The sequence below is a fragment of the Algibacter luteus genome (assembly GCF_900141715.1).
Classification (GTDB): Bacteria; Bacteroidota; Bacteroidia; order Flavobacteriales; family Flavobacteriaceae; genus Arenitalea; species Arenitalea lutea.
Genome location: NZ_FQYK01000002.1, coordinates 119777 through 141531, shown reverse-complemented (window position 1 = coordinate 141531; position 21755 = coordinate 119777). Strand labels below are relative to the sequence as shown.

Genomic DNA, 21755 nt, shown 5'->3' with positions numbered 1-21755 from the left:
AATTCAATGTTAAAACATTGCTAAATTCCTAAAATAATTCTAAAATTAATGAATTTATTAATTAAAATATATCAATAAGGGGGTTTTATTGAAAATAATTCAATTTAAAGACTATTAATACCAGCGTCTTCTGAATAATCCTAAAAGTACTTGTGGATCTGCCGTAAATTTAAAACGTATCTTTTGGTCGTAATTAGGCTGTCCAATTTCCCAACCTAAGTTAGAATATACAGGAAGATAAATTTCGAAATAATCGGTTACTAAATTTATTCTTACTCCAGAATCATAAACAAATTTAGCCGAATCAAATTTGTTCTTTACCAAACCGATATCACCATATGCTAAAACATATTTCCAAATGGTGGTGCTTGCATTAATTGTGGTAATCCATTGGTTCGCAAATGGGCTTTCCAATTTAGATTTAAACCCACCTTCAGCATCTATATATTGTTGACTAAAAATTCCTGAAGCTTCAGAACGTCCTAAGTAATTATAATCAAATAAATAATCTGTTGGTCTGTCTAAAGCGAAATTAAAGTAATTAGATTCTAAATCTGTGTTGTTCTTTAAAAATGCTCCAGCAAAAGCTCTAATATTGATTTGTCGATTACTTTCTAGTAGTTTTCGGTATTCGTAGTTAAAGGATATTTTACTAAATTTTTCTCCTATTTGAAAATCGGTATACCACTTGTTGTAGTTAATTAAATTATCATTGGAATTAATATATCTAATATTGAAAATACTATAATTTGGTGTTGTTGAAGTTAAGACATTATTAACGTCTTTATCCCTATGAATATCTACATACCTTAAGGTTAAAAGTTGCTTTTTATTCGATCTGAAATCATCATTTTGCCTAAACTGAAACTGTAAAGAAGGTGTTATTTGACGCACAAACAAATCTTCTGCATACGAGTTATAACCGCCAGCAATACCATAATGAACAGCAAATAAGTTTTTGTCATTTATGTAATGTGTTTTAAAAACAGCTCCAGAACCTGTGATAGTTTTAGATTTAAAAGCATATCTAGGTTCTATTTTATAATTAAAAAGTTTGCGCAATACCGTTTTGTTGTAAGTTTTGATACCCAAGGTAAAACCGTCATATATGTTATTAAACTCGAATGTTGGCATAAAAAATACTTGATTGTAATATGGGTCCTCAACGTCTTGAAAAACTCTAAACTGCAACGGTTTGTTATTGAAAAAGAATCCTTTTAGCGATTTCCAGTTATCTCTTAAGTTAAATTCGGGTATTTTGTTTTCGTAGTTTAGCACTAGCTTATTAGCTTCTAAACGCGGAATGGTAATGGTTTTACTTCCTTTTATGTTTTCTACCCATCGTTTAGATATCACACTGTCATTATAAAGACTGTACAATGAAACGGGCATTTTCGTGTCACTTTTATTTTTTATGGTAAGCGTTATCGAATCTTCAGTTTTTTTAACTTTTCTTATTTTGAAATCTATTTTTTTTCTAGAGTTTAAATAGTCTTCAAAAAACCAATCCAGATTTTTATCTGTGTTCGATTTTAAATAGGTTTCAAGGTCTCTAGGGCTAGTAGATTTTAGTTTATGTTGTTTTACAAACGATTGAATGCTTTTTTCAACAACATCTTTATTTACAAAATCGTCTAAGTATTTGAGTCCAACACCAGCTTTATATTTATTTGCTATATTTTTATTGAATTTTAATAAAGAGTCTTTAGCCATTGTTAGCGGTTGATCACGGTTGGTACGTGCCATTAGTAAATAAGCTAAAACATATTTATCGTTAAATTTCATATCGGCTGCATGAAACGATCTAACACCCCAAAAATCGGCAAATGTTCCTAAAAACTTCATATCGGGGTAATGCTCATCTACATAATTCATTAAATAATAAATCTGAATACCGTCTATTAACCATTGTTCAGTTCTTGGGTTTATGAACAGTGTGTTTTCAAGATAGTTGTGCAGCGCTACTTTTAAAAGTTTTAATTCGTATTGAAAATGATTAGGGTAAGGTTGAATAAAACTCGGTAAAAAATTTAGACCATAAATAGGGTCGTAATCGTTGTCAATTTGAGTTAATAATAATTTTTTATGAGGATATGCTCCAAAATTTTTGAAGATAAACTCGGTTACTTTTTCGGTTATTAAAACTTTATCAATAATTTCTAAACCTTCATCGTTTATGTCTGAAACTATAGCAAAATTATCAGTTTGAAGGGTTTTGAATTTAGAGTTTTTACTCAAGAAAAGTTTATTGTTAATTCTATCTTTTCCTTCTAAAGTAACTTGTTGTTTGTTATCCAGTTGAAGTGGTGTATTCGAATTTAATTCAGAAGTAATCGCATACCCATTTGGATAATTAATATTTAAAAAAACGTCGGCCTTCGGAATATATAAATCGTTTAAATCTTTATTGCTGAAGTAGTGCCATTCACCGTCATAAACCGCCGGCGTAATATACCAATATCTTAAATTAACATCGCCTTCATCAGTGATACCGTATTTTGTGAATTTAGCTTTTGGGATTTTAACTAAATACTCAAGGTGAATGGTATAAGAAGCCTTGGGTTGTAAAGGTTCGTTAAGTTTTACCTCAATAATATCAGTTTGATTTTTTAACTGCGTATAAACTAAATCTTCATCATTTTGCTTTATTGAAGCAATAACCGAAAAGCCTCTATCTTCACTTTTTGCAAGATGAAAATCGTTTTTATATTCATCGGCTATTCTAATAGCTAATGGTGTTTTTTTAGTTGAATAGCTGTTATTCCAATCGTTTAAATAAATGGTCTGAAGAACATCATCAGTAGTATTGTGATATTGTATGGTTTGAGAAATTTTTATTTGCCTATTTTCTATGTCAAAATCGGCCTTTAAGTCAATTTTATTTTGACCAAAAGCAGATAAGCATAGAGCGAAAAAAATAATACAGTTAAGAAATCGTATTCTCAATTTTCAATAGCATTAGCGGTTAATAATGTCATGTAAGGCGTTGCAATATACTAAAATAAGACGTCTTAGAAATTAGGACTTAACTCAGAATTTTTATAGAATGAATCTAGAATAGCAATTACTTCATCTTCAGTATCAACAATATGAATAAGATCTAAATCTTTTTCACTAATGTTACCGAAGCTTCCTAACAATGTCTGTTTTATCCAAGCTAATAAGCCTTCCCAGAACTCTGTTCCAACTAGAATAATAGGAAATTTACCAATTTTATGTGTTTGAATTAAAGTTATCGCTTCAAAAAGTTCATCTAAAGTTCCGAAGCCACCAGGCATAACAACAAAGCCTTGAGAGTATTTTACAAACATGACTTTTCTAACAAAAAAGTAATCGAAATCTAAGCTTTTATCTGGGTCTATATACGGATTGTCATGTTGTTCGAAAGGTAAATCTATATTTAAACCAACTGATGTTCCACCGCCTAAATGTGCGCCTTTATTTCCGGCTTCCATAATTCCAGGGCCACCACCAGTAATAACACCATAACCAGCTTCAACGATACCTTTTGCTACACTTTCTGCAAGTTTGTAGTATTTATGGTCTGGCTTTGTTCTAGCTGAACCAAAAATAGAAACACAAGGTCCAATTTTACTCATTTTCTCAAAACCATTAACAAACTCGCCCATTATTTTAAAAATGGCCCATGAATCGTTAGTTTTTATTTCGTTCCAACCTTTGTGGTGTTGTTCTTTTCTCATAAATAAAATTTTATTTGTTCTTTATTAATTATCTATTTTTTCAAATGTAATTCATTTTCTTCTTGAAATGTTAAAGCACTCGATTTACATTTTCATTTCCTTTTTCAAGAATTTCGCGGTGTAACTTTTTTTGTGTTTTATAATCTCTTCAGGTGTGCCTTCAACTACAACTTGTCCGCCGCCTTTACCTCCTTCGTAACCAATATCTATAATATGATCTACTGTTTTTATCACGTCTAAATTATGCTCAATAATAACAACAGTATTCCCTTTATTTACGAGTTTGTTGAGTACAATCATTAGTACTCTAATGTCTTCAAAATGTAAGCCCGTTGTGGGTTCGTCAAGAATATAAAACGTATTTCCTGTATCTCTTTTAGAGAGTTCGGTGGCGAGTTTTATACGTTGTGCTTCACCACCAGAGAGTGTTGTACTTTGTTGCCCGAGGGTGATATAACCTAAACCAACATCTTTTATTGTTTTTAATTTATTGTAAATTTTTGGAATGTGCTCAAAAAACTCAACAGCTTCGTTAATGGTCATGTTCAGGACATCACTAATGTTTTTGCCTTTATAACGAATTTCTAAAGTTTCCCGATTAAATCGTTTACCCTGGCAGGTTTCACATTCTACATAAACATCTGGTAAAAAATTCATTTCTATAACGCGTAAGCCACCACCTTGGCAGGTTTCGCATCTTCCGCCTTTAACATTAAAGCTAAATCTTCCAGCTTTGTAACCACGAATCATAGCTTCTGGAATTTTGGCAAATAAAGCACGAATTTCATCAAACGTTTTGGTGTAGGTAGCTGGATTACTGCGCGGTGTTCTACCAATGGGCGATTGATTAATGTCTATCACTTTATCAATATGTTCCAAACCTTTTATACTCTTGTAAGGCATTGGTTTTTTAACGCCATTAAAGTAATGGGCATTTAAAATAGGATAGAGTGTTTCGTTTATTAAAGTTGATTTGCCACTACCTGAAACCCCAGTAACTCCAATCATTTGGCCTAATGGAAATTTAACAGAAACATTCTTTAGGTTGTTTCCTGTGCAGCCTTTAATTTCTAGAAATTTTCCATTTCCAGTTCTGCGTTTTTTAGGAATTTCTATGGCTTTGTTGCCATTTAAATAATCAGCAGTAAGGGTATCGTGAGATTTTAGTTCTTCTGGATTTCCTATGCTGATGATATCGCCACCATACTTTCCTGCTTTGGGGCCAATATCTATCACATAATCAGCACGCTCAATCATGTCTTTGTCGTGTTCTACAACAATTACCGAGTTGCCAATATCACGAAGTGATATCAAGGAATTTATGAGTTTTTCATTATCGCGTTGGTGTAATCCTATACTTGGTTCGTCTAAGATATAAAGTACACCTACTAGTTGCGAGCCAATTTGTGTTGCTAAGCGAATGCGTTGTGCTTCCCCTCCGGAAAGCGATTTAGAGCTTCTGTTTAACGACAAGTAATCTAAGCCAACATCAAGCAAAAACTGTAATCTCGATTTAATTTCTTTTACAACTTCCTCGGCAATTTTAAGCTGTTTCTCAGAGAGGTGTTCGTTTAAATCGTTGAACCAATTGGCAAGCTCAACGATATCATAATTAGCAAGTTCTGCTATATTCTTGTTGTTAATTTTGAAATACAGTGATTCTTTTTTTAAACGTGAGCCTTCACAAACCGGACATTTAACCTTATCCATATACTCTTTTGCCCATCGTTTTAAAGATGTAGATTCCGCCGTTTTGTATTGATTTTCAATAAAATTAGCGACACCCTCGAAATCAATTTTATAGTCGCGTGTTACACCCAATGTTTTACTTTCTACTGAAAACTTCTCGTTGCCACCGTATAAAATCATTTGTTTAGCAGCCTCAGGAATATTTTTGTAAGTATCGGTTAATTTAAAATTGAAACGTTGCGCAATGGTTTCAAACTGTTTGAAAATCCAACTGTTTTTATGCGGACCATGTGGCGCAAGAGCACCAGAATTAATTGAAAGTGAATCGTCTGGAACAATCTTATGTTCGTTAATTTGATATAAATTGCCAATACCGTTACAGTTTGAACAAGCGCCTTTGGGTGAGTTGAATGAAAAATTATTGGGCTCTGGATTTGGATAGGATATCCCAGAAGTTGGACACATTAAACTTCGGCTAAAATACCGTGTTTCGTTTGTATCTTGATCGATAACCATAAGCACATCTTCACCATGATACATGGCGGTATTAATGGTTTCTGTTAAGCGTTTATCATTGTCAACGGTATGGTCAATAACCAATCGGTCTATTACTATTTCAATATCGTGAGTTTTGTAGCGGTCTAATTTCATGCCTTTTACAATGTCACGAATTTCGCCATCGGTTCTTACTTTTACAAAACCTTGTTTGGCGATTTGCTCAAATAATTCGCGGTAATGTCCTTTTCTAGAACGAATAACTGGAGATAATACATTGATGCGCTTCCCTTCAAAATCTTTAATGATTAAGGCTTTAATTTGCTCATCGCTATAGCTAATCATTTTTTCGCCTGTATTGTAGCTGTAAGCATCACTAGCACGAGCGAAGAGCAATCGCATAAAATCGTAGATTTCAGTAATGGTACCGACTGTAGATCGTGGCGATTTGCTTGTTGTTTTTTGCTCGATGGCAATAACAGGTGAGAGACCATCAATTTTATCGACATCAGGTCGCTCTAAGCCTCCTAGGAATTGTCTGGCATATGCTGAGAATGTTTCAATGTATCGGCGTTGTCCTTCGGCATAAATGGTATCGAAAGCCAATGAAGATTTTCCACTACCAGATAATCCTGTAATCACCACAAGCTTTTCGCGCGGAATAGATACATCAATGTTTTTAAGATTGTGAACTCGCGCTCCTTTAACTTCAATAAAATCTGTGAATTGGCTCATAAATTGGCAAAAGTGCAAAGTTACAATTTTTGACGTTAAATTTTGGTCTGGGCTTATTTCAATTTATAGAAGTTTTAAAACTTTTGTTAAGAGCATTTTAGCTTAATTTTGACCAAAAAAAAGAAGCTACTTAACGTAGCTTCTTTTCATGAGACTAAAATTAATATTACTTTTCTACGCGCACAATTTCGCCTGCTTCAATTGATTCGGTGTAATTGGCAGAAACTTGTTTAAGAAAGCCAAAAAACTTTTTGCCATCTTTTCTTTCTAGAAGCACATGAATGCTTCCGTCCTCGTTAGTTACTTTTTTTACAATTACAAGTTCGCCATAAACACTTTTGTAGTTTGGTAATCCGCCACGTTTAACAATAAAGTTAAGTTTTGGAAATTCAATGTGATTGAACGCTACATGTTTTGGTGTTGTAATTTTTAAAACATCTCCTACTTTAGGATCGTTGTTATTTACAACAGGTGTTGGACTTGTACTTGCAAAAGAAACACCACAAACAAAAATTAATAAAAAGAGTAAATTTTTCATAGGATTTAAGTTTAATATTTATATTGATTTAAGATTAATATTTATACTGCTAATATACGAAGTAATAATTTCTTTTTTAATAGTATTACTATTAATATTGGTAATTTTGTATTTTCTCAAACCCTTTGTTTTTTAGGGTTATTTACAATTTATTTTGAATGATTTTTAGGTAGACCTACTTATTTTGAAGGTAATATTTGTATTAAATAATATTTTACATTATTAGGTGCTATTTTTTTAGGGGTATTTTTTCAAGGTAGTTTTGGATGAAAATTTTTAGGATTTAACAGAACTTTAACAATGCGAATAATTTGGTGATATTTTATGGTTTGAATAGCCATTATAAAAAGAGACAGAACTTCAATTATTATAGACAGAACCCAGTAAAGTGGTGCGCTAGGGATAGCAATGGAAAGCCCACAGTGAGGTACGAACGAGGACTTGTAATGTATAGCCCGACCCGACAGGGTAGCGCCATAATATTAATTGTGAGTGCCTTGAATATCTTCTATTTCTAAACCGAAAAAGAGTAGCTTGTGAAATGTTGGTAATTGTGCACCGGTTTGAGTTGTTGTCCAGTGTTCCCAGGTGGCTGTTAGCCCATCGATAGGTAGCAGTGAGGTCCACATTTTAAAGGCTGTTGGCTTGTTGTTATTGTCTAGGAGCCATAAATACGAGTCGCCAGGGGTGGAGCCTCCACTAGTATATGTTACCAAAAGGGCATTTTTGTTATTGCTGGTTTTAACGAGTCGGCGCTCGACACCTTTATCGAATACTTTATACGGCGCCACGAGCCAAAACGAGTCGTTGTTGAAGTATTTTAGTGCCTTTTTGATAAGTTTTTCGGCCATTTCGCCTTCGTGATTAAAACTGTGTATGTAGACTTTACTTTTTGAAGGATTGTTTAAATTTAGCGCTACCTTGTTTTGTTTCCACATGACATTGCATGTGTTTTTTGCTCTATCCCACTCGTAATATCGTCTTTTTTTGAAGGTCCACTCGATATAATTGGTGCTTTTATAAGCTTCGTAATTAAGGGCATCAAGCATTTTATACGCTAAAGCATCGGCTTGTTCGCCTTGAATGCCTGTTGGTAAATCTTCGTGATATTTGAAGTAAAGGAATCCAAAAAACAGCAGCGTTGGAAGTGTTAAAAAGATAACAACACCAGCAATTATTTTAATTGGATTTGTTTTTTTAGAGGCCATAAATAGGTTCCCGTTTAGGGATTATTAACGGCTAATTTATTAAATATGTTGTATTTAAAAAGCAAATTGCTTAAAAACCGATAGCGGTATCGTCACCCCGACGATCGGCACCACCTTCGTAAGAATTATCTTCCAAAACCAGAATTCCATCTACTTTACCAATAACGGGAGAATCTTTCTCGTTAATAGTATATCCCAAAGCTTCGAGTTGTGTTATTAGCGTTTTATTGAAACTATTGGGTTCCATACTAATTTCATCGGGTAGCCATTGATGATGAAAACGTGCCGCATTCACAGCTGCTTGCATAGACATTTTATATTCGTGAACATTTAAAATGGTTTGTAATACCGAGGTTATAATGGTAGCGCCTCCGGGAGAGCCTAAAGTCATGTATAATTTTCCGTTTTTTTCTATAATGGTGGGAGTCATAGAGCTTAACATGCGCTTTTCGGGTTCAATTTTATTGGCTTCGGCTCCAAGAAGACCAAACATATTTGGCGCTCCGGGTTTACTGCTAAAATCGTCCATTTCGTTATTTAGGAAGAAACCGAGTTCTGAACAATATAATTTAGAGCCATAAGCACCATTTAAAGTTGTGGTTGTTGCTATGGCATTTCCGAATGGATCGACAATAGAAAAGTGCGTGGTTTCATCGCTTTCAATAATTTGAATATTGCCATGACTAACCTCGCTGGAAGGTGTTGCTTTTTCAAAAGAAAAATCGAGCATTCTTCCACTTAAATAATCATCTTTAATAAGTGTACTAATTGGGATTTTTACAAAATCTGGATCGCCTAAAAAGAAGCTTCTATCTGCGTATGCGCGTCGTTCTGCTTCGGTAATGGCCTGTATGCTTTTTACAGAATTATGGCCGTATTCATCCAAATGGAAAGGCTCAAGCATTTTCATGATTTGGGCTAAACAAATGCCGCCGCTTGCTGGTGGCCCCATGGATATTATGTTTAAATCATCATAGGTAAACGTAATTGGGTCGCGCCATTTGGCTTCGTATTTAGATAAATCTTCTTCGGTAATGATGCCTCCGTTATCTTGAATAAATTGCACTAATGTTTTCGCGGTTTCACCTTTGTAAAATTCGTCTTTTCCGTTTTCTAAAATACGTTCTAAAGTTTTAGCGAGCTCAGGATAGGTAATAACCTCATTGGCTTTCCAAGGTTTATCTAAAAATATAGGTTCTTTATTGGCTTTAGGAAAAAGCGGTTGGTATTTTTTAATGCGGGCTTCTTGTTTTTTGGTAACAATCACGCCTTTGTAGGCTAAATCTATTACAGGTTGAATGATATCTTCAATAGGTAAAGACCCAAATTTTTCATGGATATCAAAAACACCTGCAATGGTTCCAGGAACACCTACCGCCATAGCCCCAAGAATACTTTTGTCTGGAATGACTTCACCATTGTCATCTAAATACATATCTCGAGTTGCTGCTAGCGGAGCTTTTTCTCTAAAATCGATTGAGCCTATTTCGCCATCGGCTTTTCGGTAAACCATAAAACCACCACCGCCAAGGTTTCCAGCAAAGGGATAAGCAACAGCAAGCGCTAATTGGGTAGCACACATGGAATCAAAAGCATTGCCTCCTTTTTTAATAACGTCAACACCAATTTGTGAAGCTTCAGCTCTGGCAGAAACTACCACCGCATTTTTAGCGATTAATCCAACCTGGGTTGGTTTTTCGGCTTTTTTACAAGACGCAAAGGAGCTTATTACTAGCAATAGAAATAAAAAACGTTTAATCATGTATTGTTTGGTTTAAAAATTCTAATTTTTCTTTTGAGGTAGCAATTAGTTCGTCAAAAAATTCAAAAAATTCGTTTTCAAATTCTTCGTAAAAGGCTTCAAGCTCTACTACAGCTTCGTTCATACTAGATCGATTTTTTGTGCGTCGGTTCATGCCATCTAAAACTCTTGATATGCCTTCAATAGTTGCATAACTCAACAACCAATTATCAGCAAGTAAATAAGGCATCATTTTTTGAATTCTTAAAGGTAGTAAATCGTAGTTTGCTTCCAAGGTATCATAAAAGGCATCTATATATTCGCTTAAAGGTGTGTCGCAGTATCTATCCCAATTTTTAGCTAAAAAATGATCGTAAAGGATGTCTACAATAACGCCAGAATAATGTCCGTATTTTTCATGAAGCCGCTTTGTGCTTAGTCTAAATGTTTTATGCGCATCTGTAAATGAATCGATATGTCTATGTAACAAGATACCAATTTGAATGTTTTTAGGGTATTTTTTATACTTCTTTCCTTTAATACCATCGGCCATAAAGTTACCAAGAGTTACTAAGTCATTATCGCCAGAAAGATAAATATGCGCTAAATAGTTCATTGGTGAAATTTACGAATTCCGTTTTAAGAAATCCGATTTTGAAATACTATATTTGCCTTTTAATAAAAAAAATATATGACACTTATAAAATCAATTTCAGGAATTCGAGGAACTATTGGCGGACAAGTAGGAGAGAATCTAACACCTATAGATGCTGTGAAATTTGCATCGGCTTACGGCGTTTGGTTGAAACAACAACGCGATAAAGAAAACTACAAAGTAGTTGTTGGAAGAGATGCCCGTATTTCTGGAAAAATGATTCAAAATTTAGTCATGAATACCTTAATCGGTTTAGGTATCGATGTGGTTGATGTTGGACTCTCTACAACACCAACTGTAGAAGTTGCAGTACCTATGGAGCATGCCGATGGCGGCATCATTTTAACCGCTAGCCATAATCCAAAACAATGGAATGCCTTAAAGCTTTTAAACGAAAAAGGTGAGTTTTTAGATGCTGTTGAAGGCGCTAAAATTTTAGACATCGCAGAAAGCGATAATATGATTTTTGCCGATGTTGATAGCCTTGGGAAAATTACAAAAAACAAAGCCTACATCGATTTACATATTATTGAAGTTCTAGACCTCGATTTGGTAAACGTAAAAGCCATAGAAGAAGCCCGTTTTAAGGTGGTTGTAGATGGTGTGAACTCTACAGGTGGAATCGCCATACCGTTACTTTTAGAGCGTTTAGGAGTAGATGTGGTAAAGCTTTATTGCGAACCAAACGGACATTTTCCGCACAACCCAGAGCCTTTAAAAGAGCATTTAACCGATTTATCGGATGCCGTTAAAAAACATAACGCTGATTTCGGAATTGTGGTAGACCCAGACGTAGATCGTCTAGCTTTTATGGACGAAAATGGCGAAATGTTTGGTGAAGAATATACCTTGGTAGCCTGTGCAGACTATGTATTAAGCAGAACACCAGGAAATACCGTGAGCAATATGAGTTCCACAAGAGCCTTACGCGATGTTACGGAAAAACATGGCGGAACCTACGAAGCCAGTGCCGTTGGAGAGGTAAACGTGGTTAAACTCATGAAAAAAAATAAGGTTGTTATTGGTGGCGAGGGCAACGGCGGTATCATTTATCCAGACGCACATTATGGTCGCGATGCTTTGGTTGGTGTGGCGTTGTTTTTAAGCTTGTTAGCCGATAAAAAAATGAGTGTAAGCGCGCTAAGAAAAACCTACCCAAGTTATTTTATGGGTAAAAAGAAAATCGAATTAACACCTGGTTTGGATGTCGATGGGATCTTAAAAACCATCGAAAAGCGTTACCAAATCGAGCAACTAACCACCATTGATGGTGTAAAAATCGATTTTCCAGAAAGTTGGGTTCACCTTCGTAAAAGTAACACAGAGCCTATTATCAGAATTTATACCGAGGCAAAATCTCAACAAGAAGCCGATGTTTTGGGCGATAAATTCATTGCCGAAATAGGAGAGATAGCTAAAGGATAATTTTTTTATTTGAAGCTATTTCCCGCTTTCCACTATATCTTTCTTGTGCTGAACTTATTGCAGTATATCATAGTGCTTAGTTTTTGAAACTAAATTTCAGTTAAGCTTAATTTTTGGGTTTAGCACAAAAAAGGATGCCGTTTCAATCGGGGCTAAATCATCAGCAATGGCCTGTACTTATTGTTTGTACTTGGCATTTTTATAAAATCACATGCTGTAAAAATTTAAAATACTTATCTTGTTCGCGACTAACAATATTTAATAGCACATGAAAAAACTAGCATTACATTGGAAGATTATTATAGGAATGGTTCTTGGAATCATTTTTGGTTTTATAATGAATACCGTTGATGGCGGTAAAGGTTTTGTAACAGACTGGATCGCACCTTTCGGAACCATTTTCATTAATCTTTTAAAGTTAATTGCAGTGCCTTTAATATTAGCCTCGTTAATTAAAGGAATTTCAGATTTAAAGGATATTTCTAAAATAAAATCTATGGGCTTACGCACTATAGGAATTTATATAACAACAACTTTAGTAGCCATTGTTATTGGCTTAAGTATAGTAAATGTGGTGAAACCAGGAAAGGGAATGCCGCAAGAAACTATAGAAAAAATCAAACTAAAATACGAAAACGACGCAGGCGTAACCGATAAGTTAATGAAGGCATCGGCACAAAAAGATGCGGGTCCATTGCAAGCTTTAGTTGATATTTTTCCTAGTAATATTTTTGAATCTTTTGTGGAAGCATCAATGCTTCAAGTGATATTTTTCGCCTTATTTGTTGGTATTTGCTTGCTATTAATTGGTGAGGAAAAAGCGAAACCATTAGTAGATTTCTTCGATTCGCTAAACGAAGTGGTCATGAAAATGGTAGATTTAATTATGCTTTTTGCACCATATGCAGTATTCGCATTATTAGCTAACGTAATTATTGCTTTTGACGATACCGAAATTCTTGTAAAACTGCTTTACTATGCGCTTTGTGTGGTTGGTGGACTGATGTTAATGATAGGTTTTTATTTAATTTTAATAACCGTATACACCAAAAAAAATCCGATGTGGTTTTTAAAACAAATTAGTCCAGCACAACTTTTAGCATTTTCAACAAGCAGTAGTGCCGCAACACTTCCTGTAACTATGGAGCGTGTGGAAGAACATTTAGGTGTAGATAAAGAAGTGTCAGGTTTTGTGCTTCCAGTTGGAGCTACCGTAAATATGGATGGAACAAGTTTATATCAAGGTATTGCTGCGGTGTTTATCATGCAAGTCATATGGCCAGAGGGTTTAACTTTTACTAATCAATTGGTTATAGTAGCTACAGCTTTATTAGCATCTATTGGTAGTGCTGCAGTGCCTAGTGCAGGAATGGTTATGCTGGTTATAGTATTAGAATCTATTGGTTTTCCTGCCGAATTACTTCCTATTGGATTAGCACTGATTTTTGCGGTAGACCGCCCATTAGATATGTGTAGAACCGTTGTAAATGTTACTGGAGATGCTACCGTATCTATGATGGTAGCCAAATCTTTAGATAAATTACATGATCCTCAACCAAAAGAATGGGACGACCATTACGACGAAGTGAAATAAAATTTTTAAATTTAAAGGAATATTTAATCTTTAATTAAAATCTAAAAAGCATGAATGTTTGCTTCATCATGTATCCTTGGGACGAAATAATCCCAGAAGATGATACAACCTTAGCGCTAATAAAAGAATGTGTTAAAAGAAAACATGGTGTAGCCATGTGTATTCCTGCAGATTTAACCATTCGCAACAGTGTAACTACTGCCAATTGCTCGGTTATTAGTCGAATGGATAAAACACCTTCATCCTTAAAATCCTTTTACAATAAAGTAGAACTTCGAGAGGAAATGTTACCACTTGCAGGATTCGATGTTATATTCTTTAGAGCTAACCCCCCGTTAGATCCAATTATGCTTAACTTTCTGGATTCAGTTAAAGACGATGTTTTTATTATGAATTCACTAGAAGGTATGCGTGAAGCAAACAATAAATTATATACCGCTGCTTTTGGCGATGCGCACAGTAATATCATACCAGCAACTCATGTATCAAAAAGCAAAAACTATTTAATTAGGCAAATCAAAGAGTCGAAAGCAGATAAAATGATTTTGAAACCACTTAACGGCTATGGAGGTTCTGGAGTGATACTTATCGAAAAATCGGCCATGAGTAACGTTAACTCTTTATTAGATTTTTATATTAATAATAGCGATGGTTCGTCTAGTTACGTTATACTTCAAGATTATATTGAAGGTGCAGATCAAGGCGATGTGCGTATTCTAATTCTAAATGGTGAGCCAGTTGGTGCCATGAAACGCGTTCCCGGTAAGGAAGACCACCGTTCAAATGTATCAGCAGGAGGCAGTGTTCAAAGGCACGCATTAACGAAAGAAGAAAAGGCACTTTGCAAACAAATTGGACCTAAACTGGTGAACGACGGACTTTATTTTGTTGGTATTGATGTTATTGGTGGTAAACTGGTTGAAGTAAATGTTATGTCTCCTGGAGGTATCACCTACATCAATAAAGTATATAAGCTAAAAACTAAAATAGAAGAAAAAGTTATCGATTTTCTTGAAATGAAAGTCATGGATAAACTTCAAGCTTTTGATAGGCGTTCAAGATTGCGAAAAGCTGTTGAAGATGCCTAGTACTATTCCTAGTTTTTAGAGCGAGAAACATTAACATATTATTATTTTCTGAAAAAATAATTAACATGACATTCATCAAATCCTTCATTTCTCCAATTGTTTCAGTAAAATGGCTTCATGAGCGATTAAATGCTGAAAATTTGGTGGTTTTAGATGGTACTATAGCCAAACCATTTGATGCATCTCACGAACAAATTTTGAACGCTAAATTTTTCGATATAAAACAAAAGTTTAGCGATACATCAAATGAATTTCCAAGTACGTTTCCTTCAGCACAACAATTTCAAAAGGAAGCTAGAGTTTTAGGTATTAATCAAGATAGTGCTATTGTAGTTTACGATGATAAAGGTATTTACTCTAGTGCTCGTGTTTGGTGGCTATTCAAAGCTTTTGGATTTGATAACGTTGCGGTTTTAAATGGTGGTTTCCCAGAATGGAAGAAAGCTGGATTTCCAACAGAGAATATGAAGCCTAATGATGTTGAACAAGGCGATTTTGTTGCTAAACTTCAACCGCAATACATGAAGTTTTTTGATGATATTGTTTACGCTTCACAAGATATAACACATAAAATTATTGATGCACGGTCTGCTGGTAGGTTTAATTGTAAAGAGCCAGAACCAAGAGAAGGATTGCGCATGGGAACTATTCCTAACTCTGTTAATTTACCTTATACCGATTTACTTAATAACGGCGTTTTAAAATCTAAAAAAGAGCTAGCCAAGGCCTTCTATATGGTCGCAGAACAACACGAACCTATTATTTTTTCATGTGGATCTGGTATTACGGCTTGCGTTTTAGCTTTAGGTGCAGAATTGTCTGGATATAAGAATATTTCGGTTTATGATGGGTCGTGGACCGAATATGGAACACTTACAACAGGTGAAATGGATAAACCCAGTACTTGGACAAAGAATGAATTGTTAGCCTATATTTTAATGTATGTTTCGCATTCAGATTTGAGTGAATCTCATGTAGAAAAAAAATATATTTTAAGTAGGGTAAATAAGCAGGTTTATAATCGAGTGAGTGCGCAATTTGAAAAGGATAGTGATTACCAAAGCATTCAAAATATTATAGAAGCTGTAAAATCTCATGATTATTATCGCAACGATTTCGCAGATTTATTCGCCGATATTAAACTCATGGCTTTTGCAGATGGCAATTATGATGTTGTAGAACAAATGATTTATAATCAGTTAAAAAAGATTCTTAAAGATGACTAGATTAACTGTTGCCGAAATTATTGCAAATATTGAGGCTGGTAAAACGATTGAAGCGGTGTCTGCAGATTACGCGTTTACTATAAAAATTGACGAGTATGTGCCTTATGCATGCGCAGCGGTGCATGACGGACATCAGTTTAGAAAAGAACTATGGGAACCGTGTTTACATACCCAATACGAACGGTGGTATGAAGAAGATCCTGAAACCAAAAACATGGTAAAATCACACCCGATTGTTATTGCTGGTTGCGATTCACGTTTTGAGTATGATTTAAATCGTGCTCCTAATCATGCTATTTATTTTGATGCTTGGGGAAAACAACTTTGGAAAAATCCGCTTTCTGAAGCCATGATTAATAAAAGTATTAAAAAACACAATAATTTTTATAAGGTAGTTCATGCTTTAATAAATCAATTAGAGTCTAAATTCGGATTTTGCACCGTTTATGATATGCATAGCTATAATTGGAAACGATGGGATAGGGAGGTGCCAACTTGGAATTTAGGCACAAGCAATATCGATAATGCCCGATTTGGAAACACGGTTGAAACTTGGAGGCAAAGTTTGTCTGAAATTGAGTTTCCTAATGGCATAAAATCAACTTCAAAAATTAACGACACTTTTCAAGGCAATGGTTATTTTTTAAAATATATTACTCAAAATTTTAAAAATACATTAGTTTTGGCAACCGAAATCGCAAAGGTATATTGTGATGAGAATGAGCAAGTTATTTATCCAGAAGTGGTTAATGCAGTGCATAAAGAATTAGCTTTTCGCATTCCTGAACATGCTCAAAGCACTTACAATACCTTTAAATAATAGGTTTATAAATTATGAAACATGATGTGGCCACTAAGGCCCTTTTAGATATTGACGAACAAATAGATTCACTTGTAAAACAAATAGAATTGTTAAGCTATGTGAATCCAACAAATATTGAAGAGGAAAAAACACGCTTTTTTTCATCGAAGTATTTAACAGATCCGGTGTTCAAATATCCAGAAATTAATTTTGATAGGTTTAAGCTGCACCGCGCTTTGTTTACTTTGCCTTTAGAGCAAATAGAAGACACTACAGTTAAAAATTTATATGAAGATATTATTTATGCCTATTCAGGATTAATACAGTGTATACAAACCATTGGCGATGGTAAAAAATTCTACTACAACTGTTTACGTTGTTTTGGTACGCCTACCGAAAATGACGTTGAAAATGCTAAATTTATACTTCATTTTGAAGAAGAAAACCAGGAGGAAGGCGTTTTTAAACCAAAATATACTGCCCCTGAGACCGAAGTGTTTTTTAAAGACTATTCTAAAAAATATGATTTTAGTTATAATATAAAATATTCTGATAAAATATCCGCGATAGCTATGGTTTTAAATAATGTTAAAACCTTAGTTTTAAATTCCAATCACAAGTATTCTGAAAATGAGATTGCTGTACTTACAAATCATGAGATTGGAGTGCATATGGTAACTACAATGAACGGTTTATTACATCCTTTAAAAATATTTTCGCATGGTTTCCCAAATAACGAAGAAACACAAGAAGGCTTGGCAGTTTTCTCAGAATATATGAGTAATAACTTAACTATAAAAAGATTAAAAGAGTTGGCTTATCGTGTTATCGCAGTTGATAGTTTAGCAAAAGGCTATACATTTTCAAGAACTTTTAGGTTGTTACATAATCAATATGATTTAGAACGTGAAGAAGCCTTCTATATTACCGTTAGAGCCCACCGTGGTGGCGGATTTACTAAAGATTATCTGTACTTAACAGGACTAAAAAAGATTTACGATTATTATCATGCAGGAAAAGATTTAAGCTTGCTATTAACAGGCAAAGTGTCGTTGGAATATGCAAACGAAATTACTACCTTAATTGATAAAGGTCTTGCGCTTCCTTCAAAGCACATCACCGATGCTTACGCTGAAAATAAAAACGCGAATAAAAAGGTGGATTTTATTCTAAAAAGTTTGAAGTAGAGACTATTTCGGATGAAAAACTATTCCAAAAATTTATTTTTCAGCTCAGGAGTAGGAATCATACAAGCTTCTTTCTTACCATACCATTTGTAGCGATTTTTGGCAATAAAATCGTAAACCCAATTGCGAATAAAATTGGGAACAATTAAAAATATAGCTAATACATTTGTTGGAAACCCTAATCCCGACGCTATTTTTAACGCCGCTGTAGATTTGTAATGAATGCCTTTTTCTGGATTATATAAAATAATAGAATCTACTTGAGCTGTATCAATATTAAACTTTTGAATAATTTGTTCGCCAACCTTACTTTGTAAAGGAGCAAACATAAATCGTTGCTTCTTATCCCGTTTTATAACATATAATACCGAGCTATTGCAAAGGTTACAAACACCGTCGAATAGGATTAATTTTTTATGTTTTGGTATATTGATTTCCACCTAGTAAAAATACGACTTTACAGTGTATTTAAGAACTGGTTTAAATCCGTTTCTTTATCCAGTTTAAGCTTCTTTTTAAAGAGATTTATATTCAAATAAACATATTAGTGTTAAAAGTGCTCAGTCTTGACTTCATACAAAACAACCTGTGCTGTTTTTTCATAATCATCGTGCCAACCAAAATAATTACCAGTTTTAAAGTAGTTTTCGTGCGCATAACCATTGCCAACGTAGTCGTAAATCAAAGTGTAATCGGTATTAATGCCTTTAGCTTCACAAACTAGTCCGTAATAAAATTTACCGTTTTCAATTTTTATTTTAAAGGTGAAAATTTCATTGTCAACGACACCAACGTTTAATTTTTCATCGAAAGCACTTGTCCAAGGTTCGCCAGCATCTGGTTTGGTGTAATAATCAACTTGAAGAGTTCCGCTATTCCATCTTATTTTAACGGTGGCTGGAGCGCCTTCAAGACCTGCTGTTTCTTTACCGTGAATTTGCGCTACAATGGTTCTGCCGTTGCCTTCAACATAATCGACTTTTAAAGTGCTTTCTAAAATGTGAGTTCCAGTGGACATGGACCAATTATCGGATGTAGATTGATTTCCTCGCCAAAATTCACGCAGTTCCGTTCTACAATATTTTCCTCCTAATTCAGATAATCCAGAAGTTGTAAATCCAGTAAATTTGGTAAACATGGTGTAGCTACCATCTTCATTTTTATAAAAATATTCAGACTCAGCTTCAGGAAGTCTATCATTCACAATATCTTGATAAAAAATGGAAGTAGCGCTGCCATTACCACGATTAAGAGGTACCGATAAATACCAATTTTTCCATACTATTTTTGCATCGTCGTCGGTGGTTTCAATTGGCTCATTTTCAATTTCCTGTTCATCTTCGTTATTAGAACTGCTACAGGAACAAAAAATGGCAATCAGTCCGATAAGATAAAATCTCGTTAATTTCATTTTCATGCTTTTTTTATTTAAAGTTAAAAAAATTATTTTTTAACTGCTTCAACCAATTCTAGCAATTCTATGTTCACATTGGTTGTAAACATACCGTAATTTACAATGGCTTTTCCTTTTTCAAACTTATCGATACTACCAACCGAACGGCCGTCTAACATGCGCACGCGGTCTCCTACTTTTAATGTTGGCTTTGGTGCTGCTGGTTTTTCTTTTTCCTTTTGTTTGGCTTCTTTTTTCTTTTTCCTTATAACTTCTACTTTCTTTTCAACCTCTTGTTTTACTTGATTTTCTTTAGCTTTAATGGCTTTTTTCGCTTTCGCGGAAACCTTTTTACGCTTGGAGTTTTCTATTTGAACCAATTTAAAAAGCTCAGACATTAATGCTTTTTTCTGCTTGTTTTCAAAGTATTTCTCAGCAATATCATTAACTTTTTGTCCCAAATAAATGAGGCGCTGATTGGTGTCATATAACTCTTGATAGCTCTCCAATTTTTTTTGAACCTTCGCATTGATTTCCTCTAACTTATCGGCTTCTTCACTTTTCTTCTTTTCGTTTTGTTTGAGTGATTGCCCTGTTTTTTCAAGCTTTGAACGCTCTTTTTGAAGTTTAGCAATAGTTGCATCAAAACGGACTTTACTACGTTCAATTTTCTTTTTAGCTCGGTTTATCAAACTATAAGGAATTCCATTTTTCTGGGCAACTTCAAAGGTAAAACTACTTCCGGCTTGACCGATAACGAGTTTGAAAAGTGGTTCTAAACTGCGTTCATCAAACAACATATTGGCATTAAGCATAAATGGCAACTCGTTGGCAAGAATCTTTAAATTGGAGTAGTGTGTTGTAATAATGCCAAAGGCTTCGCGATGATAAAATTCTTCTAAAAACGTTTCAGCTAAAGCGCCGCCAAGTTCAGGGTCACTTCCAGTACCAAATTCATCAATTAAAAATAGCGTGTTTTTGTTACACTTTTTAAGGAAGTAATTCATTTGTTTTAAGCGATAACTATATGTGCTTAAATGATTTTCAATAGATTGATTGTCGCCAATATCGCTTAAAATTCTATCGAATAAACACACTTTACTGCGCTCGTGCACTGGAATTAACATGCCACTTTGCAGCATCACTTGCAATAATCCCACTGTTTTTAGGGTAATACTTTTACCTCCTGCATTGGGACCAGAAATAACTATAATACGGCTGTCTTGTTTTAATTCTATGGTTTGTGGAAAGGTTTTTTCGTTCTTTTCTAAATTATTTAAGTAGAGCAGTGGGTGATAAGCATCGCGTAAATACATGCTTTTGTCTTCCGAAAATTCAGGTAGAATCGCATTCATAGATTTAGCGTATTTCGCTTTCGCGGAAATCACATCTATGGCAATTAAAAACTCTTGATAATCTTTTAATAAAGGTAAAAACGGACGAATAAAATTGGTGACTTCTTTTAAAATACGAATTACTTCTTCCTGCTCTTCGTACTCTAAATTGTTTAATTCTCGAGTGTACTGTAAAGTGGTTTCGGGCTCGATATATACGATACTTCCTGTTTTACTTCCTCCCATTATGGAGCCTTTAACCTTACGGCGATACATGGCTTTTACAGCCAAAACACGTTTGTTGTCTACAACAGATTCTCGAATATCATCTAAGTATTCTAAACCGTGGTATGTGTTTAATGCAGTAGCGAAACTTGCATTTATTTTTCCTTTTATTTTGTTTATCGACTGTCGTAATTCAAACAATAGACTAGAGGCGTTGTCTTTTATGTCGCCAAAGCGGTCTACTATAGCGTCTACCTTTTCTATGATTGCTTTTGTCACTTCAATATGCGACGAAAAAGTGTTTAAGGCAGGATAATACTCTTGAAATTTTTTAAGAAAGATTACAATGTCGTTCACCGTATTAGACATGGCAACAATTTTCTTTAAACCATGAACCTCTAAATAGGTATTCTCAATATTAAGAAGTTTTATTTCTTTAGAAATCGTATCAAAACCATGATTAGGCAAGCGGTTATCGTTGTAAAAAGATGATACATATTCATTGGTTAATTTTAGAGCGTTAAGCAGTTCTTCTGAAGTTTTAAAAGGTGAAATTTGCAATGCTTTTTCGTTACCCAATGGCGTAACACATAGCTCGCTTACCTGTTGCAAAACCGTTTGAAACTCTAAATCTTGTAATGTTTTTTCGTGGATGTTTATCATGCCTTAAAATAGACTATAAAAATATAAGGAATGCAAAGTTAATCAATCTAAACCTG

The 21755-nt window shown here is 34.4% G+C and carries 16 protein-coding genes; 6 read left to right on the top strand and 10 right to left on the bottom strand.

The window, feature by feature from the left end; translation table 11 throughout:
• Positions 1 to 114: 114 nt before the first annotated feature.
• The 7 genes from BUA46_RS04115 to BUA46_RS04085 form a co-directional block, all read right to left on the bottom strand.
• A complete protein-coding gene (locus BUA46_RS04115; RefSeq protein ID WP_019387490.1) occupies positions 115 to 2946 on the bottom strand; it encodes a gluzincin family metallopeptidase in 2832 nt (943 codons plus the stop codon).
• A 65-nt stretch (positions 2947 to 3011) separates the two neighbouring features.
• Complete coding sequence (locus tag BUA46_RS04110) at positions 3012 to 3701, bottom strand: LOG family protein (RefSeq protein WP_019387489.1); 690 nt, start codon at positions 3699 to 3701, stop codon at positions 3012 to 3014.
• A gap of 84 nt (positions 3702 to 3785) precedes the next feature.
• Entirely contained in the window at positions 3786 to 6620 is a 2835-nt protein-coding gene (gene uvrA, locus BUA46_RS04105) for an excinuclease ABC subunit UvrA (protein ID WP_019387488.1), read from the bottom strand.
• 166 nt (positions 6621 to 6786) lie between these two features.
• Positions 6787 to 7158, bottom strand: a complete 372-nt coding sequence (locus BUA46_RS04100; RefSeq protein WP_019387487.1) for a hypothetical protein — start codon at positions 7156 to 7158, stop codon at positions 6787 to 6789.
• A gap of 482 nt (positions 7159 to 7640) precedes the next feature.
• Positions 7641 to 8366: a hypothetical protein gene (locus tag BUA46_RS04095; protein ID WP_019387486.1), complete on the bottom strand. Its 726-nt coding sequence runs from the start codon at positions 8364 to 8366 to the stop codon at positions 7641 to 7643.
• Between the two features lie 70 nt (positions 8367 to 8436).
• Positions 8437 to 10128: a gamma-glutamyltransferase gene (ggt, locus tag BUA46_RS04090; RefSeq protein WP_019387485.1), complete on the bottom strand. Its 1692-nt coding sequence runs from the start codon at positions 10126 to 10128 to the stop codon at positions 8437 to 8439.
• Positions 10121 to 10723, bottom strand: coding sequence for an acyl carrier protein phosphodiesterase (locus BUA46_RS04085; protein ID WP_019387484.1), 603 nt, complete (start codon positions 10721 to 10723; stop codon positions 10121 to 10123). Before BUA46_RS04085 ends, ggt begins: the two co-directional genes overlap by 8 nt.
• Before the next feature lie 75 nt (positions 10724 to 10798).
• Here BUA46_RS04085 and glmM point away from each other — a divergent pair, with 75 nt between their 5' ends.
• From glmM to BUA46_RS04055, 6 genes are all read left to right on the top strand, one after another.
• A complete protein-coding gene (glmM, locus tag BUA46_RS04080; RefSeq protein WP_019387483.1) occupies positions 10799 to 12187 on the top strand; it encodes a phosphoglucosamine mutase in 1389 nt (462 codons plus the stop codon).
• 268 nt (positions 12188 to 12455) lie between these two features.
• Positions 12456 to 13781, top strand: coding sequence for a dicarboxylate/amino acid:cation symporter (locus BUA46_RS04075; protein ID WP_019387482.1), 1326 nt, complete (start codon positions 12456 to 12458; stop codon positions 13779 to 13781).
• 50 nt (positions 13782 to 13831) lie between these two features.
• Entirely contained in the window at positions 13832 to 14869 is a 1038-nt protein-coding gene (gshB, locus tag BUA46_RS04070) for a glutathione synthase (protein ID WP_026010031.1), read from the top strand.
• Positions 14870 to 14934: 65 nt separating this feature from the next.
• Positions 14935 to 16095: a sulfurtransferase gene (locus BUA46_RS04065; protein ID WP_019387480.1), complete on the top strand. Its 1161-nt coding sequence runs from the start codon at positions 14935 to 14937 to the stop codon at positions 16093 to 16095.
• Complete coding sequence (locus BUA46_RS04060) at positions 16088 to 16915, top strand: N-formylglutamate amidohydrolase (RefSeq protein WP_019387479.1); 828 nt, start codon at positions 16088 to 16090, stop codon at positions 16913 to 16915. Before BUA46_RS04065 ends, BUA46_RS04060 begins: the two co-directional genes overlap by 8 nt.
• Positions 16916 to 16929: 14 nt before the next feature.
• The gene (locus tag BUA46_RS04055; RefSeq protein WP_019387478.1) at positions 16930 to 18084 is read left to right on the top strand and encodes a peptidase MATCAP family protein; all 1155 of its coding nucleotides are present in this window, start codon (positions 16930 to 16932) and stop codon (positions 18082 to 18084) included.
• 20 nt (positions 18085 to 18104) lie between these two features.
• Here BUA46_RS04055 and BUA46_RS04050 read toward each other — a convergent pair whose 3' ends face one another.
• The 3 genes from BUA46_RS04050 to BUA46_RS04040 form a co-directional block, all read right to left on the bottom strand.
• The gene (locus tag BUA46_RS04050; protein WP_026010030.1) at positions 18105 to 18524 is read right to left on the bottom strand and encodes a thiol-disulfide oxidoreductase DCC family protein; all 420 of its coding nucleotides are present in this window, start codon (positions 18522 to 18524) and stop codon (positions 18105 to 18107) included.
• A gap of 110 nt (positions 18525 to 18634) precedes the next feature.
• A complete protein-coding gene (locus tag BUA46_RS04045) occupies positions 18635 to 19495 on the bottom strand; it encodes a polysaccharide lyase family 7 protein (RefSeq protein ID WP_035106243.1) in 861 nt (286 codons plus the stop codon).
• A 32-nt stretch (positions 19496 to 19527) separates the two neighbouring features.
• Positions 19528 to 21699, bottom strand: coding sequence for an endonuclease MutS2 (locus tag BUA46_RS04040; protein ID WP_019387475.1), 2172 nt, complete (start codon positions 21697 to 21699; stop codon positions 19528 to 19530).
• Between the last annotated feature and the right edge of the window lie 56 nt (positions 21700 to 21755).